The organism is Bremerella alba (assembly GCF_013618625.1).
Lineage (GTDB): Bacteria > Planctomycetota > Planctomycetia > Pirellulales > Pirellulaceae > Bremerella > Bremerella alba.
Map to the genome: position 1 here is coordinate 47,467 of NZ_JABRWO010000010.1, position 15,820 is coordinate 63,286.

The 15,820-nt window shown below is 55.5% G+C and carries 14 protein-coding genes; 6 read left to right on the forward strand and 8 right to left on the reverse strand.

Translation table 11 applies throughout. From position 1 onward, the window contains the following. Window positions 1-183: 183 nt before the first annotated feature. Window positions 184-1,125 carry a hypothetical protein gene (locus HOV93_RS17390; RefSeq protein ID WP_207397805.1) on the forward strand — a complete coding sequence of 314 codons (942 nt, stop codon included), beginning with the start codon at window positions 184-186 and terminating at the stop codon, window positions 1,123-1,125. A 59-nt stretch (window positions 1,126-1,184) separates the two neighbouring features. On the opposite strand, the gene HOV93_RS17395 is transcribed toward HOV93_RS17390, so the two are convergent. Together HOV93_RS17395 and HOV93_RS17400 are read right to left on the reverse strand one after the other, a co-directional pair. Further along, window positions 1,185-1,673 carry a carboxypeptidase-like regulatory domain-containing protein gene (locus HOV93_RS17395; RefSeq protein ID WP_207397806.1) on the reverse strand — a complete coding sequence of 163 codons (489 nt, stop codon included), beginning with the start codon at window positions 1,671-1,673 and terminating at the stop codon, window positions 1,185-1,187. Between the two features lie 101 nt (window positions 1,674-1,774). Continuing rightward, complete coding sequence (locus HOV93_RS17400; RefSeq protein WP_207397807.1) at window positions 1,775-2,812, reverse strand: DUF1559 domain-containing protein; 1,038 nt, start codon at window positions 2,810-2,812, stop codon at window positions 1,775-1,777. 438 nt (window positions 2,813-3,250) lie between these two features. Between HOV93_RS17400 and HOV93_RS17405 the strand changes: the two genes are divergently transcribed. Beyond that, entirely contained in the window at window positions 3,251-4,834 is a 1,584-nt protein-coding gene (locus HOV93_RS17405) for a serine/threonine-protein kinase (protein ID WP_207397808.1), read from the forward strand. Here HOV93_RS17405 and HOV93_RS17410 read toward each other — a convergent pair. Further along, entirely contained in the window at window positions 4,831-5,892 is a 1,062-nt protein-coding gene (locus tag HOV93_RS17410; RefSeq protein ID WP_207397809.1) for a peptidase M42, read from the reverse strand. The genes HOV93_RS17405 and HOV93_RS17410 overlap by 4 nt on opposite strands. 200 nt (window positions 5,893-6,092) lie before the next feature. On the opposite strand from HOV93_RS17410, the gene HOV93_RS26470 reads away from it, so the two are divergent. Continuing rightward, the gene (locus tag HOV93_RS26470) at window positions 6,093-7,187 is read left to right on the forward strand and encodes a tetratricopeptide repeat protein (RefSeq protein WP_207397810.1); all 1,095 of its coding nucleotides are present in this window, start codon (window positions 6,093-6,095) and stop codon (window positions 7,185-7,187) included. Window positions 7,188-7,354: 167 nt separating this feature from the next. Further along, on the forward strand, window positions 7,355-7,879 hold the full coding sequence (locus tag HOV93_RS17420; protein ID WP_207397811.1) for a hypothetical protein: 525 nt from the start codon (window positions 7,355-7,357) through the stop codon (window positions 7,877-7,879). An 83-nt stretch (window positions 7,880-7,962) separates the two neighbouring features. On the opposite strand, the gene HOV93_RS17425 is transcribed toward HOV93_RS17420, so the two are convergent. From HOV93_RS17425 to HOV93_RS17435, 4 genes are all read right to left on the reverse strand, one after another. Then, the gene (locus tag HOV93_RS17425) at window positions 7,963-9,888 is read right to left on the reverse strand and encodes a c-type cytochrome domain-containing protein (protein WP_207397812.1); all 1,926 of its coding nucleotides are present in this window, start codon (window positions 9,886-9,888) and stop codon (window positions 7,963-7,965) included. Window positions 9,889-10,103: 215 nt separating this feature from the next. Next, complete coding sequence (locus tag HOV93_RS17430) at window positions 10,104-10,820, reverse strand: hypothetical protein (protein WP_207397813.1); 717 nt, start codon at window positions 10,818-10,820, stop codon at window positions 10,104-10,106. Between the two features lie 13 nt (window positions 10,821-10,833). Then, window positions 10,834-10,959 carry a hypothetical protein gene (locus tag HOV93_RS26195; RefSeq protein ID WP_261358620.1) on the reverse strand — a complete coding sequence of 42 codons (126 nt, stop codon included), beginning with the start codon at window positions 10,957-10,959 and terminating at the stop codon, window positions 10,834-10,836. Between the two features lie 168 nt (window positions 10,960-11,127). Then, window positions 11,128-12,906 (reverse strand): serine/threonine protein kinase, encoded by a 1,779-nt coding sequence (locus HOV93_RS17435; RefSeq protein WP_207397814.1) that lies wholly within the window; start codon window positions 12,904-12,906, stop codon window positions 11,128-11,130. A gap of 296 nt (window positions 12,907-13,202) precedes the next feature. Here HOV93_RS17435 and HOV93_RS17440 point away from each other — a divergent pair, with 296 nt between their 5' ends. Continuing rightward, window positions 13,203-13,472 carry a glutaredoxin family protein gene (locus tag HOV93_RS17440; protein ID WP_207397815.1) on the forward strand — a complete coding sequence of 90 codons (270 nt, stop codon included), beginning with the start codon at window positions 13,203-13,205 and terminating at the stop codon, window positions 13,470-13,472. 64 nt (window positions 13,473-13,536) lie between these two features. Continuing rightward, window positions 13,537-14,691: a glycine oxidase ThiO gene (thiO, locus tag HOV93_RS17445; RefSeq protein ID WP_207397816.1), complete on the forward strand. Its 1,155-nt coding sequence runs from the start codon at window positions 13,537-13,539 to the stop codon at window positions 14,689-14,691. Here thiO and HOV93_RS17450 read toward each other — a convergent pair. Then, the gene (locus tag HOV93_RS17450) at window positions 14,688-15,815 is read right to left on the reverse strand and encodes a protein-glutamate methylesterase/protein-glutamine glutaminase (protein ID WP_207397817.1); all 1,128 of its coding nucleotides are present in this window, start codon (window positions 15,813-15,815) and stop codon (window positions 14,688-14,690) included. The two genes, thiO and HOV93_RS17450, sit on opposite strands and share 4 nt — an antisense overlap. Window positions 15,816-15,820 lie beyond the last annotated feature (5 nt).

Genomic DNA, 15,820 nt, shown 5'->3' on the forward strand with positions numbered 1-15,820 from the left:
CAAACGCAACATCGAAAAATTTTGCCTCATTGTTGAGGTCACCCTGGCCGCCATACCGGACGTAGTCGGAATAACCGTTTCAGGCAGAACTCTTCCCTGGCAAAGGTCAATCTCCCGGATCGATCCGTTAGAATAAAACGACGCTCACCCATTTCATTGCCCCGCATCCAGGGACGACACGCTTTGTTTCTATTGGCACAGTTGCAACTCGATCCTGGCTGGCTGACGGCCCTGGCGTCGCTGTTGATGGGTATCGCAGGGGTTGTGCTGCTATGGCGAGGACGCACGGCCCTGCGTGGGACGACGCTTGTGCTGCCGTGGGCGTGGTCGCTTCTGGCTTGGCTTGCACTGTGCGGCAGCGAGATTGCGATCGGCGTGATGCAATGGTGGGAAGTGTCCCATTCGGACGATCAAATACGGTACCTGGCCGCGATGACACTCTTCTGCCCGCAACTTTCCCAGGTGGGTGCGAAGCGGCCGCAGTGGATTGCCTGGCAAGGAGTCGTGGCGATTCTTCTACTGGTGTTGTGGGCTCCGGTCTTTCAAGTCTGGGCATTCAGCAGTATCGGGCACGTCGCTCCCGGCTGGATATGGGGGATGTTTCTTGCTGCACTCATCCTCGCTGGTTTTTTGAACAACTTCCCCACGCGATTCAGTCCGACCGCTTTGTGCTTGGCCGTCGCTCAGATCAACATGACCTATTACTACCTTCCCTTGACGACAACGGAAGTCTCGGTGAAAGCTTCGCTCATCGCGATGGCCCTGGGTCTAATTGGTATCGGATCGGCAATCCAAGGCGGCTTGGGTCGGCCCGAGAACCTGCGTGCTGAGGATCGTGCGTGGATCGACTTTCGCGACAGCTTCGGTGCATTTTGGGCTGCCAGGGTCATGCTCCGTGTAAACGATTCCGCCGCACGGTACGAGTGGGGCCTATGGCTAAGTTGGAATGGCTTTCACCAGGTAGAAATCGTGGGCTCGCTTCCCGAGTTCCGCGAAGGCGTCAGCGAGGCGCTGATTTCATGCTTAAGAAAACTGCTCGGGGATTTTGTCGACGATGCGTGGCTCGACGCTCGACTGCCACGGCCCAACAAGCGGAAGAAAGGGCTGGAGGATTTAGAGGCTTAGGTCAGATCCATTTGCTGTTTTTGTAATTCTTGCGCCTCACTTAATTGTAAAACAACCATTCAACCATCCTGCAAATTCAACGTCTCTTCTACCGCACTTTCTGTCACGGTGATCTTCAAATCGGACGATTCTGCCTTCAGGTACTTCTCTGGCACCAGGGCTTTTCGGGGCGGCATTCGCTTGGCGGACTGTTCTAGTAGGGCGTCTTCCTCTGGCGTCGATGCCGTCGGAGGTGGTTCTGCTTGCTCGTCGTATTTCGTGACCGTCACGGCATAAGACCCTGCCGGAACTCCTGGGTAGCGTCCTTGAGTTTTGATGATGGCTTGACCTTGTTGGTCGGTCATGCCCACGCCTACCCATTTACCATCGGCAGGAACAAGCGTTACGGTCGCCTCAGTGACTGGCACTCCTTTGTAGACGACATCGACCTTACACGACGTGAGTGGCGGAAGATCGTCGGGCAGGGCAGGACCATGGCCGCATCCAACTAAAGCAACGAAAAGGAGCCCTGCTGTGGTGACAAACGACATCTTGGGCCGAATGTTCATCGAACCTCCAGGCATTGAAGAGGGAATTATTGGGTAGGAATTCACGTAGGGCATGAATGGTTGGTTCGATCGTGCCGCGTCACGTGATTTGAGGGGAGGTTTTAGGGAATGGATACTGCTTCACCGTTCGATTTCGTCCCCAGAGCACCCCAGACACCGAAATTCGATGCACCGGTTTGCGTGGTCGTGGGAATCGCAGTCGACAGTGATCCGGTATCGATGGTTTCGGCAATGAAGCGAACCGAACCGTCAGCCAGCATGACGTTGCATCCGCCGGGGTGACGGCTGCTGGCCGAGTAAACGCCATATTGAGAGCCTATGCTGGCCGACCAACCGCTGGTGGTCGAGCAACTCGGCGAGTTTGGCGGCAACAGGGTTTGGAAGACGGAAAACGCGACAAATGCGTCGTGCCAACGCCAACCACGGTTCGCCAGCCAACTTGAACCGGTGTACTGCTTGCTCGAATGATCGTACGACGCCACACACTCCGCTAAGGTGAACGTGCCACCCAGGTTCACGATATCGCCGAAGTCGCCATGGGCCGCCGGTCGGACGAACTCTGAAATCGCGATTGTGTTGCTGGTTCCGTCGACGATATCGGCAAACGTGGGCCACGAGTAGATCGAGAACATCCCCCGCGAATGACGATGGTTGCCTGTGTGATCCTGATTGATTCGGTTGTCTCCGACACAGAACGCATAGTTCAGTTTGCCGGTGGTTCCTTCCAGCGGTCCGCTGGTGATATCGCTGGGGCAGAGCAGGATGGGGATCTCGTAGTTTTGAATCGGATGGCTATAGGTGGGAACGCTGACGACCGACATGGTTTCTTCATAAATCGCCTGCTGTTCCATAAACGACGCCATCCGCGGGTAAGGCCCCATGCGGTAGATCAGTCCGGTACTGGTCGAGCCGGAGTAGTCCGGGCCTCCTTTGATCGATGGAAACGCCAAGTGGGTGTCGTGGTAGTTATGCAGAGCGAGGCCAAGTTGCTTCATGTGGTTCACACACTGCATGCGCCGAGCCGCCTCGCGTGCCTGCTGCACGGCCGGCAACAGCAGAGATACTAAGACGCCAATAATGGCAATGACCACCAACAGTTCCACTAACGTAAAGCCGGCATTGGCATGCTTTGCCTTCATAAGAACGCCTCTTTGGCAAAAGGGGAAGATTTAGAAGAACAGTGATGAGGGCCCGATGGGTTCAATAAAACTAATCGAGATCTCCAAGCACATCACGAGGCAATCATTGAGTCCTGGAGATGACTGGTATCCCAGAAGTATACCAGCCTGAAATGGGGGCTCAAGCATTTTTTTGTTTTTTGTAAATTGATTGTCTTTGCAGGTAGATAGAATACCTCGGGGCCTGCAGTTGGAGCATGAGTTCAGGCGTTGTTTGGGGACCAACCTTTTTCTCCCCTAATCTCCTAAGCACTTCGGTTGCCAAGATGCCGATGCGCATTGATACTTGATTATGAAATACCCTGAATCCATCTTCGTTCTCGGTAAGTAGTTATGAAGTCCACCGAGGGGTCGCGTCCTCGGCGGCCTACTCACTGACGCCCCCACTTTGAGACATGCATGACCCAGTTGAAGAATAACGGTGGTGATCCCGCCTCGGAACTCGACCTGGCAGGGCGGTCTGTGGGGGACTACCGCATCCTACGGCGATTGGGCCGGGGAGCCATGGCCGAGGTCTTTCTGGCCGAACAGAAGAGCCTGAAACGCAATGTGGCAGTCAAGATCTTGATGCCAGAGTTGGCCAAAGACGAGGCCTACGTCCGCCGCTTTCATCGCGAAGCCCAGGCAGCGGCGGCCCTGACCCACGCTAACATCGTGCAGATCTACGAGGTGGGCAACTCGGAAGGAATTCATTTCATCGCCCAGGAATATGTGCCTGGCCAGAATCTTAAACAACTGCTCAGCAAGCAGGGAACGTTGGAAGTAAAACTGGTCGGGGCGATCCTCCGCCAAGTTGCTGCGGCCCTGTACAAAGCGGCAGAGCAGGGGATTGTTCACCGGGATATCAAGCCAGAGAACATCCTGATCACGGCGACCGGTGAAGTGAAAGTCGCTGACTTTGGCCTGGCCCGCGTCATTGCCCCAGGGGCCGATGGGATGAACCTGACCCAGATCGGCATCACCATGGGGACGCCGCTGTACATGAGCCCCGAGCAAGCCGAGGGGAAGTCGCTCGACCAACGCAGCGATATCTACTCGCTGGGCGTGACTTGCTATCAGCTACTTGCTGGACGGCCTCCGTTTGTGGGTGACAACCCGCTAACCGTCGCCGTGAAGCATTTGAATACCGAGCCAGAACGACTGGAAAAGGTTCGAGGAGGCGTCCCGCCGGCACTCGCCCGGGTGATCCACAAGATGCTGGCCAAGAAGCCAGAGGACCGCTATCAAAATTCCTCGGAACTCTTGCGAGAGCTTCGCGAAGTGCAGAAGTCCCTTGGCAGTGATGCATTCGGCAGCGATCCGTCCGATTGGTCGATCGCCGAGTTGGCTTCTCTGTCCGAGATTCGTAGCGGAGGATTGCAGGAGCTTTCCGATGTGATGAAGACGTCGGCATTCACCGTGTATCGTCGACCTTCACATCGCAGGCGGGTGATGATGATCGGTGGCATGGGGCTGATCTGTTTGATCGCCGGCGGGGCTTTGGCGCTGGCGTCTAGACAACCCAACTTGCTCGATATTCCACCAGAACAGCAGGCCGAATTGCTACCCAAGCTGGGCCGGACCGCGCAAGAGCAATTCGATTTCGCGATGTTCAAGAATAAGAATCTTGGCCAAGACCAACGCCCCGAATTCTTCGCCAGCGTCTATCGCAACTACCCCTTGGACCAAAGCGAAGAGAACCGTGTCTGGGGGCTTAAAGCGATGAAGCAGGAGGCCGTGCTTCTGATGAACATGGGCCGCGACCAAGACGCGTTGCGCGTTTTTGATCGCATGGCTCAGCAGCAGGAAATCTACGTCGAAGCCAAAGCGTTCGGGTTCGCCGGTAAGGCTATCTGTCTTAAGCGGTTGAACGAAATCCCTGTAGCGGAACAAGCCGCCGCGAATGCCTCGCGTCCGGAATACTTAGAAACGCTACGGGAAGCCGACCCAGAGTTTGCGGACATGTTTGAAGCTATTCGCGGCCAATTGACCGGGCAGACTTAGTCGGTCAACGCCACTTCACAGAGAACGTCGAGCATAGCTTCGATCGAGGCCAACGCTGCCGATTCTTCCGGCGTGTGGTATCCAGTCGTGGGGACTTGCAGCGTGGCCCCTTGAATGGCTCCCTCGGAGGCGAGCACGACGCGACCCAGTTCGGTACTACCTAGGGAGTATGGCGACTTGCCTTCGGCGACGCGGGTTTCATTCTGCTTGATGATGTAGTCGTCCTTAAAGAGATAACGGATGCCATATTTCTTGCATGCCGTTTCTAACTGTTCGACTGTCTTGGGATTGAAAGACGCGTTGGCGTCACGTTTTCGTAGAACGACCTGCTGCGCGTCGGCGGTGGCGATGTCGGGGAAGGGGCTCGTATCGAGCACCAGCAAATCTTGCGTCTCGATGCCACAGCGGCGGAACCATTCCAGCAGAAAACGCCAGCTTCGGCCCGCTTCTTCCTGGGCGGTAAATAGGACCGTACCTTGATAACCATGACGGAACAAATAGACCAGCATCGCCGTGGTTAACACGTTGTCCAGCTGCGCCGAAACACGGCTGTAGTTGACCGTCAGCCGATCTTGATAGGCTACCGGTGTGCCTGGCAGCACATGGTCGAGCCCTTCCACTTCGAAGACCAGGTTCCCGCGACGTTCGCACAGGTACGACCGCTTGATAGTGCCTTTGCCTAGGTAGGTCCCGCTCCAAGGGACGTAAGCCTGAACGAAACGTTCGTGAAAACGTTCGGCGATCGTCTGAAACGTCTGCTCCGAAACGGAATCGCCCAGAAGGTCGCCCCGATTACGGGCCACGAACGCAGCGTACTGGAATTCATTGGGCCCGGTACATATCAGGCCATGCCGATCTACGTGGGCCGAGATGTGCATGTGATCAGGCCGAGAACCGCTGGCCACAAGCAGTCCTTCGTACAAGGTAACGGTCGCGTGGGTTTCTTCCAACTCGCGCTGAAGATAGCGAAAGAAAGCATGCTCGGAGCCAACCACCGAGGGGTGACGCACAAGCTGTTTCAGGATATCGAGAAAATCGTCGAGGTCAGACTTGGTCACGGCATGAATTCAGTTGGCTAAGCGAAACGATCAAAGGGAGAATCTTCGCGCTTAGTGTAGTTACTCTAGGGACCTTCGTGGAAGAGCAAGACCGCAAAGTGATCACCTCAGCCGGCCGTGATCGGGGAATTTTCTTTGCCCTTTTTGCAGAACGAGAGGATAATAAAGGGATTGCTTTCTTTTTTCTGGGAGATGTCGCTGTGCGTACCCTTTCGATCATGGTTGGTCTGGCGTTTTTGGTCGCCGCAAGTAGTGTCGAGGCCCAAGGACTTGGGCAGTACCAGTACAAAAGCCGTAGCAACATCTCGGTAGGACGTGGGGGCTATTCCGATGTGACCAGCCCCGGGTACAGCTCTCGGCAATATTCGGGCGGGCGTCACGATAACCATCGCCACCACGGTGACCATCATCGCCCTTATCGCCATGGCAATTACGGATATGGCTATCCCTACTATGGTGGCGGCTGGGGAGGGACGAGTCTATCGATCGGCTTCGGATTGCCCCCGGCGTATGGTTACGGCTACGGGTATGGGAATCCTTATGGCTATGGGTATTCGAGCTTGTACCCTTACGGAACGTATTACCGACCTGGCGACCAGTATCTGGAGTACTATCTGCCGCCGACCGAACCTGCCGAACTGAACTACGGCCCCCAAGCGATGAAGCAGTTTATGGGGCTGCCGAGAGATTTTGCGATCGAACCTCAGCGGACAGGGCAATTCGAGTCACTCGTGACCCCGCTTCCCAGCCCCCTAAGGATCGAGGCCGCCAAGCCGGTTGCGATCGAACAGCCCAGCGAACAAGCGATCGAGCGTGCCGAGCACTTTATTCAGGCAGGCGACAATCTATTTCAGCAGCAGCGTTATCAGGAAGCGCTGGGACGCTACAAAGATGCCGTGGCGACCGCACCTGGATATGCCGAAGCGCACCTGCGTAAAGGTCTGGCCTACCTTGCTACCAACCGTCCGGATGAGGCGGTTGATTCGATTGAGTTGGCCATTCAACAAAATCCGGAGGTCGCTGGTACAAGCTTGACGCTGGATGCTCTTTTGGGAAATAACGGCCTGGCGAAGACTTCGATTCTCGAAACCAATGCACGCCGCGCCGTGACCGATCCACAGAACCCGGAATACCTGTTTTGCGTGGCCGTGTTGCTCTATTTCAATGGCGATAAAGACCGGGCCTTGCAGTGTTTCCAGGCTGCAAGACAAGCCGGTGGAGATGCGGACGCCATCGATGCTTTCGAGAAATATCTTCTTCCTACGGCGACAGCCCCAGCTGGGTTGGATATTTAGATCGGTACGAAGTTGACGCAATTCGTATCGTCTATGATTGGCGCAAGCGATTTCCTGCCGAATAATCGACGGTTTCCCGCGAATAGTACGGGAGGCGGAAGGTGTCGCCGCTTTTGGCGGCATGCCTGTTTTGATATTCGATTGATGCCATTGAGGAGTTCGGCTCTATGAAAATTGGAAAGCTTTTATTGATTCTGTGTGCCATGGTGGTGCCGTTTACGTTAAGCGGTTGCAACACGGCCAAAACCGACACGGCAGACAGCGGCGAACATGCCGATGACCATGGACACGACCACGGCGAAGATGGTCACAGCCATGGCGACGAAGGTCACAGTCACGACTTGGGCCCGCACGGCGGTCACCTGATCGAACTGGGCGGTGAAAAGTACCACGTCGAATGGGATCACGACGACGAAGCCAAGATCCTGACGTTCTACGTTCTAGATGCCGATGCCAAGAAAGACGTCGCCATCGCAGACGAGAATATCAAGATCACCGTTGCCGTTGACGATGCCAAGAAGGACTTCGAGGTCCCCGCAGTTCGCAGCGAAGGCGAAACAACCACGGCGAAATTCGAGACCAAAGACGCCGACCTGTTCGCCTTGGTCACCGCCGACGAGGCCAATGCCACGGTAACTCTGGAAATCGAAGGCACGCCCTATGAAGGGGAAATTGAGCACCACGCTCACTAATCCCTGCGCTTTGTCTCTATCAAGATATGAAAAACGCGATGCTTACGGGCATCGCGTTTTTTTGTGCCTTGCCAACGATAAGCTTACCGAGCTCCGGACGCCACCCAGGCTGCCGCCAGTTGAGAGGGAGTCATATTAAAAGCAGATTGAAACGCCTGGTCGAAGTTGGCCCCATTTCTTAGCGAGTTCATCATCGCATCGTACGAATTGCCACGCCCCATGATCGCTTTCAGAAATGCATAGCTGACGACCGAGGCCTGTTCTGGTGACAGGCGATTCATCACGAAGTCGTCTGGTTTACTCATCGAGCCCAGGGCCGATTCAATTTGGTTGTCCCAGGCCACGACTCGCGGGTCTTTCTTGCTCATTCGTGAAGCAACGACTCGGCCCACGCCTTCGGCAAACCACTCGGGGACGGTCCCATTGCCCTGCGAAGCAACGTGATTGGACGCGATGATTTGCCCCAGAAGCACGTTCAGATCGTACTCGTCTTCGGTAGGAACCTGAATCGAGCCATAGGCGTCGGTCACATTGTATCGGTAGTGTCCCTTCCAGTCGGCTGGAAGATCACGACGTTCGATCATATTACCGAACTCAGCATAATCGTATCGCTTCTGGAAGAGATAGAGCGTCATTTTGCCTTTGACCAACGGTGCCGACGCTGGAATCTTCAGGATCGTGCGCACCTTGTCGGCTGCTTTGTCCGCCTCGGCGACATGCTCTTGCAACGTGGCTTCGCCCATGGTTCCGTATGCCAGGAAATTGGGCGAGTCGACCTTGGCCGACTGCACATTGGGCATACCCAGGTCCCACATCTGCTTGCTGCTTTCGGCTCGCATGGCGGCAAGCTGCTCATGAGTCGCCTTCTTGGCGAGGGCAATCTGATTCGTTCGCTGCATCGAATTGTCGTTAGGCGAATCGCCGTCAAACTTGCCCCCTTCTCGGATCCAAGTCTCAATCTTGGTGATCTGCTCGCCGGTCAGCGGAGGACCATTGCGTGGCATCCGCCCATTGCCGGTCGCTTTGATCAAGCGGACGACCATGCTGTCTTCCGGCTTGCCAGGCACAAACGGTGCTCCACTATCACCCCCACGGATAAACCGGGCAAAGCTGTCCATGCCCAGGCCGCCGGGTGGATTGTTGCCGCTATGGCAACTCACGCAGCGATTGGCCAGCACACCGGCCACATCGAGGCCAAAGCTGACTTGCTCGTTCCCCGTCGCGGCCGAGACTTCCAACTGCATCATCGCAGCCGGGTTCGCCGAAGCGCCCGCCTGGTTGATGGGGGCCTTGGGGTCGAGCCCGTCGTATTTGGCTCCCTCTTTGATCCAGGTTTTCAAGGCGGTCAATTCAGGCGGACGAACACTCCCGCCACCACGCGGCATGTCGCCAGACTCGATGGTCTCGATTAGGCGGCTGCCGATGTCATCGCCCGGGAAAATCACCGTCCCGGCTGCTGGACCACGCATCAGGGCCTCGAAAGTATTCGCATTGAAGCCCCCCCGGCTGCCGGTCACATGGCAGTTACCGCAGCGAGCAATAAGAATCGGAGTCACATGCTTGGTAAAGCTGATATTCGCCGTCGGAAACGTTGTTGGTAGGGGAGCAGCTTCCGGGGCTGGCGTTCCTGGGAGACCAGGTTCGTTCGCCATCATGGCCGGGGCCGCAGCCATCGCGGAAGCGGTCAGCGGTTTGAGCGTGTACCCTTCTAACTCTAAATGACCGTGGGAAACGGCCAGGCTCTCGGCAAGGTTTTGCAGTTCTTGCGTTACTTCCGCATCGCCTGCAGTGCCGAGCTTTTCCATCCGCGATTGAATGTCGCGAACCAGTTGCACCGACTCGGCGATCAGGCCTTGTTTGAGGAAGTTCGACGTCTTGCGAATGTCGAGCTTCAACGCCCGAAGCTGCATCCGCTGTTCCTCGTTAGGAGCGGCGTGAATGCTCGAGATAAACAATCCGCTCAGCAGAACGACGATGGCCGTGGTCGTGAAGGAGGGAAATCTAGTCAATGTTCGGCCCTGTAAGACAACGGTGGTCAAGTTGAATAAGGAAGCATCGCTGCTAAACGCCATGGTAGCGAGAACCGCAAACCGATGCATTAGGAATGAACGCCCATCGCGCGGAAATGTACCCACGATCGTCCGTCGGCGAACCAGTCGGAGGCCTAAGCTTCAGCCTTGCAATTACTTACGGCTCGTTAACGAAAAGCATAGCATGTTTTCGCTCAGGTATGGTGATGACGGCGGACAACCTTTTTGGCTGCACGATCAGCCATCTGCTTGCGTCGTGTCGGACGATATCCGTACTCGATCGCGAACCACTCGGCGTAACGCTCTCGGGCGAGATAGTTGTTATTGCGCGTATCGAGTAAATGTCCCAGTTCATGAATCAGGACATTGTTCAGATAGAAATCCCGGATCGTGTCTTCGGTCCACTCCAGACGCCAGAAACCCTCTTCGTCTTCCTCCCAGATGGCGCCAAACATCTTGGCTTCCACCACTTGCTCAGGCCGGGGTGGATGGGGGAAATACTCGATGAGCGATTCATCCATGGGGTAAAGATAGATCGCAGCACCCCACTGCATGCCGTAACACGGGAAGCTCAGCTTCTTTTTGGTAAGCCGGCTAAGCTGCACGACTTCCAGGTCTTCGATCATCCACGCAGGAAGTTCCTGCAGTCTCGACCGAATCTCTCTCTCAGTCAAAACATGTCGGAAGCCTTCGCCGGGCGACTGATAAATGTACTTGTAGTTCGTCCCAGTATCGCCGGCCGGTTCGTGCCAATCTTCCGGTGGAACGAAATAGCCACCACTTTCGGCCGTCCGCCCCGATTCTCCTCCACGGCGCCGCGACGCTTGCGTCGGCAAACGAAAATCACGCGACGCGACTTTCGTCTTCGCCACTTTCGTATGCGTGATGCCTCTGTACGACATGCGTGCCATGGAATTCTCTGCGTTAGGCCTGTCGAGCGATCGTGGTCACGTCGCTCATGGTGTCAATCTTGGTCGGTCTTCCTGCGACATGCGGAACCGCGAATTCCATTTCTGGTTTGGGGAACAAGTAGCCGCTGTTTGGGCTCATTGTTCTTCTACCTTATCCTACGTCGCGGTCCGAGGAGTTTTCAAGCGATTTTGTTAAGTCATTTGACAGTAATAGGTTAGGTGTGTGCTAGCGATAGGCGGACAGCACGGGTGAATGCAAGAGACAGGCCAGATTAGCTCTGTCAATACACCTCTTTAGAGTGGGTCTCTAGCCGAGAATGCGGGGTGACATGCGAGCGTCTTCCCAGAAAACATGATCTTCAAGATTGGCCTTTTGGGGCTCAACAGGCTTCGAATTCTCTTCTGCCGACTGATAGCTGATGGCGATAAGGATGCCAATCAACATGAAGAGCACCGCCACCACAATCCAGATGACCACAGGGATCCCTTGGACCACAGAGTTAAGATCGACCGATTCGCCTACACCCGATTGTGAAGCGTTTCTTCGCTTCTTGGCCTCGGCCACTTGTCGGTCTTCGGCCTTTTGCTTGAGTTGCGCCGAAGAGATCAAAAGGGAGCCGCCAACATCGCTCGTTGGGACATCCATGCTAAATGGATCTTCTTCAAATTCCTGAGAATCGAACAAAGACGAACCCGACGAAGAAAGGGCTTCGCTCGAAGGTATATCAATGTCTTCGTCATCTTCCAGGGCCTTGGCAACCGGCAAGGACTCGCCGCTGTGATTTGGGTGTCGGGCCGGGTTGGGTCGCTGGGAAGTATCGTTCGACCGGTCGGCCACTGTATCGCCGATGGCGGGATCGAAGTTGCTGGACGAAGGAGATTCCCGCATGTCCGGGGGCAGCAGATCGTCAACATCGTACGAGGAGCCTGCTCCATCCTGTTGATAGCTCGACTGACGAACGGTTCTCGACCGATTGGCGGCCTGTTGAGCCGCGGTGGAAAGGATAGCCGACCCTGGCTTTTCGTCTACATGAGTTGGCTCTTTGCCGTGAGACTCCATCCACGAACGAAGCTCGAAAGCAACTTCCGCCGCGTCGTAGAAGCGATCTTCCGGCTGCTTGGCGAGCATCTTCTCGCAAATTTGCTGCAGCAATGTAGGGCAGTTCGGACGTGATTTCTGAACCGGATCAGGCATCACGCTCTGATGCTTGGCAATCCGCTGGGCAAGGCTACCCTCAGGAAATGGAGGATGCCCTGTCAGTAGGTAATATAAGGAACAGCCCAGGCTATAGATGTCAGCACGATGGTCAACCTTGTGGCTGTTAACCGCCTGTTCAGGCGCCAAGTAATCGGCGGTGCCCAGTACGTTCTCTTCGTGAGCGATCGTCAGCGAGGTGTTGTCGTCCTGCTTAATACGGGCCAACCCCATATCCAGGATCTTGACGATACCACGATCGTCTCGCAGCAGGTTGGCAGGCTTGATGTCGCGGTGAACCACCCCTTTGTCATGGGCGTGTTGCAAGCCATCGGCTGCCTGAGCGATGTAGTCTGCGGCGGCTTCAAAGGGAACCGGTCCATTTTCCCGCACGATCTGCTGCAGATCGGCGCCAGGAACGTACTCCATCACGATATAATGGGTATTGTCTTCGTTGTCGACGTCGAATGCTCGGACAATATTGGGGTGATCCAGGTGAGCGGCTGCCTGAGCTTCTAAATGGAAACGAGCGAGATACGAAGCATCGTTTACGCGGCGGCGAGGGAGCACTTTGATCGCCACTTTGCGATTCATCAAGATGTGCTCGGCCAGGTAAACGCTACTCATTCCTCCGGTGCCTAGATGCCTAAGTAGCCGGTACTTAGATAGGAAAAAGCCCTTATACTTGCCGTTACGGAGCTTCTCGCAGTGCCAAGCTGTGAGGAGGTGCTTCTCGATGAAGTGCTTTTGCAGAACCTCTAAGTCGTCCGGCAGTTGCCCCTCGTTTGAAGCGCGCAGCTCTTCCACTGCCTGTTCCAAGGCAGTCGATTTGACGAGCTTGCTCTTGTTGATCAGCTCGATAAATCGATTGGAATCAACAACTGCTGGCATACTAATCCGAAATAATGCGTAGTGGAGGATCCCTTCGCCTTAGAAGTGCTTTACTTCCAGGGCTGTTGGGCGGAAAATCCCCTAGTCAGGGAAAGTCATTAGACTGATTCAAAGTATAGACTAACAGAGAGATATAGCTCAAAACAACAATCTCTGGCAATTTTCACTCGTTTGAAGCCCTTGGAAATCATCCCTTTTACTAAAGGGTAAAATCAAATCCCTACATGCATTCGTAGTGGTCTTGGTTGGAGGGAATGGCCGTTGGCTTCAACGAATCTTCATAAGGTGATTAATCGGTGAGTTCCGCAGTCTCTCCACAGATCGTTCTGTATACGCGTCAAGGGTGTCATTTGTGCGACGATGCCGAAGTCTTGGTCCGAAAGTTCGTGTCGGACATTACGTTGGTCGATATCGACAACGATCCGGAACTAACGCAGAAATTTAATACCTGTGTTCCCGTGGTCGAAATAAATGGCAAAGTTCGTTTTCGCGGCAAAGTTTCTCCGATGCTGCTCAAACGGACCCTTGCGGCCGAAGCCAAGCAAGCTACAGGGCGTACGTCTTAAGCCAGTTATCATCGTCGCTAACCTCCCTTCCTCTCGCTCCTTCCCTGGGTTTAGGTGATCTGAATTGCCCTCTTGTACCAGTACTCGCCCTGATTTCTTAATTGTCGGAGGAGGGGTGATCGGTCTCTCGATTGCCTACGAGCTTGCCGGCAAGGGCCGCCAAGTCCTGCTTGTTGAGAAGGGGGCGTTAGGCCGCGAGGCCTCGTGGGCCGGGGCCGGTCTGCTACCCCCAGCAAACCAAAGCGAGGCCTGGGATCCGCAAGAACAACTCCGAGGTTTGAGCCATCAGCTATTCCCTGAATGGTCAGCCCGACTGAAAGCGGAAACACAGATTGATAACGAGTTCGAGGTCAGCGGAGGCCTCTATTTGGCTCGCGATCCCGGCGAGGCCGCCTCGCTGCGTATGGCCTGTGTGCATTACGAAGAAGAAGGAGTAGAGGTCCAACGGCTCGATCCCCCGCAACTCGCCGAGCGATTTCCTCATTTGAAATCGAATCAATCGATAAGAGACGCCGTGTTTCTGCCTGGCGAGGCGGTCGTGCGCAATCCACGGCATCTTCAGGCACTTGTGCAAGGTTGCCGAAATCGCGGGGTTGAGTTCCTTGAGAATACCCAGGTCGCACGCTGGCGATTTCAGGGCGAACAACTCACATCCGTCGAGATCGACGGGCAGGAAATTTCCCCAGGCACCTGCTGTTTGGCGACGGGGGCATGGTCGCAGTTGTTGACCGATCAGGTGCTCGATCAGCGAAAGTTTTCTGGTCGGATGCAGCGTCCAGAGATCGAGCCGATACGAGGGCAGCTTGTGCTGCTAGATGCTGGGCAGCGGTTTTTCACGTCGCCGATCAACGAAGGGGTTCGCTACATTGTGCCTCGGCAAGACGGTCTCGTATTGGTGGGAGCGACCGTAGAGGAAGCAGGCTTCGACAAGTCAACCACTCCAGAAGCGATCGAAGACCTCACGCAGTTTGCCCGACAATGGGTCCCGCAACTGGCCGATGCCAGGCAAGTGAAAGCCTGGTCGGGACTGCGTCCGGCGAGTGTCGATCGTATTCCGTACCTGGGGCAATTGCCCGGCATGGCCAACGTGTATCTGGCCGCGGGGCACTACCGTAGCGGCTTGCATCTTTCGCCGGCAACTGCCACGGTAATGAGCCAATTGATGTGTGGCGAGCAGCCTCAGGTCGATCTTCATCCGTTCCGCGTCAATCGAGCCTAAGAAACAGTGGCTGCGGACCACAAGCGGCGAACCTGGGTAGTGACGGTCGTCGCGGCTTCATCCAGTGAAAATTGGCGGTCGACGTTCCCGGCCAGGTAAGCGACTTTATTCATTCCGTAAACGTCGGAAGTCGCTTCGTCTTGCCCCAGCACATAACCGCCGGCGGCTTTGATTGCTCCGCAGCCATCGGAACCATCGCGACCCATGCCCGTCATGATGACTCCTAACAGGCGATCCTGATAAACCTTCACGGCAGACGACATCATCACATCGACCGATGGCCGGTGACCACTGACAAAGTCGCCATCACGGACACGCAGCTTGCCGCCCTTGGCACCATGGCGGTTAACTTCCAGGTGCATTCCGCCGGGCGCCAGGTAGGCATGGCCAGGCAGAAGAATATCGCCGGTTTCCGCTTCTTTCACGTTGACTCTGGAGAGGGAATTCAAGCGAGCCGCAAATGCTTGGGTGAAGTTGGCAGGCATGTGCTGCACGATCACGATCGGGGGCAGGCCTTCCGGCAAAACCTCGAACATCGCCGCCAAAGCAGGCGGGCCGCCTGTCGAGATTCCCAAGGCAATGCACTTGTCGGATATGGGAAGATCGGGCGATTGAATAGGCTTGGGTACCGCTTTGACTTCGTTCGACAGCCCCAATTTTTCGCGACGTTCTTTTCGCTTCTGCGCACGCTCGCGGCGCATCGTCAGAACTTTTTTCACGTCTGTGTTGCCGACCATCCGAATGCGACGAACAAGCTCGGTCCGCAGGGTGGTTTCTGCTTCTTTAAGACCTTCTGGCTTGGCAATGTAATCGATGGCACCGCGGTCGAGTGCCTCGAGCGTGATCTGGCCGCCAAGCTGTGTGGTGGCGCTGACCATAATGACAGGGATCAGTTGCTCAGAGAGAATCGCTTCGAGGGTCGCCAGGCCATCCATTTTGGGCATCTGGACATCAAGCGTAATGACGTCCGGCTTCAACCTGCGAGCTAGTTTCACTGCTTCCTGTCCGTCCGAAGCCGTGGCGATGACTTCGATATCTGCTGCTTCTTCCAGCAGATCGGAGATCAGTGTTTGGATGAGTTTCGAGTCATCGACTACAAGAACACGCAAAGTACGTTGGACCATTAGCT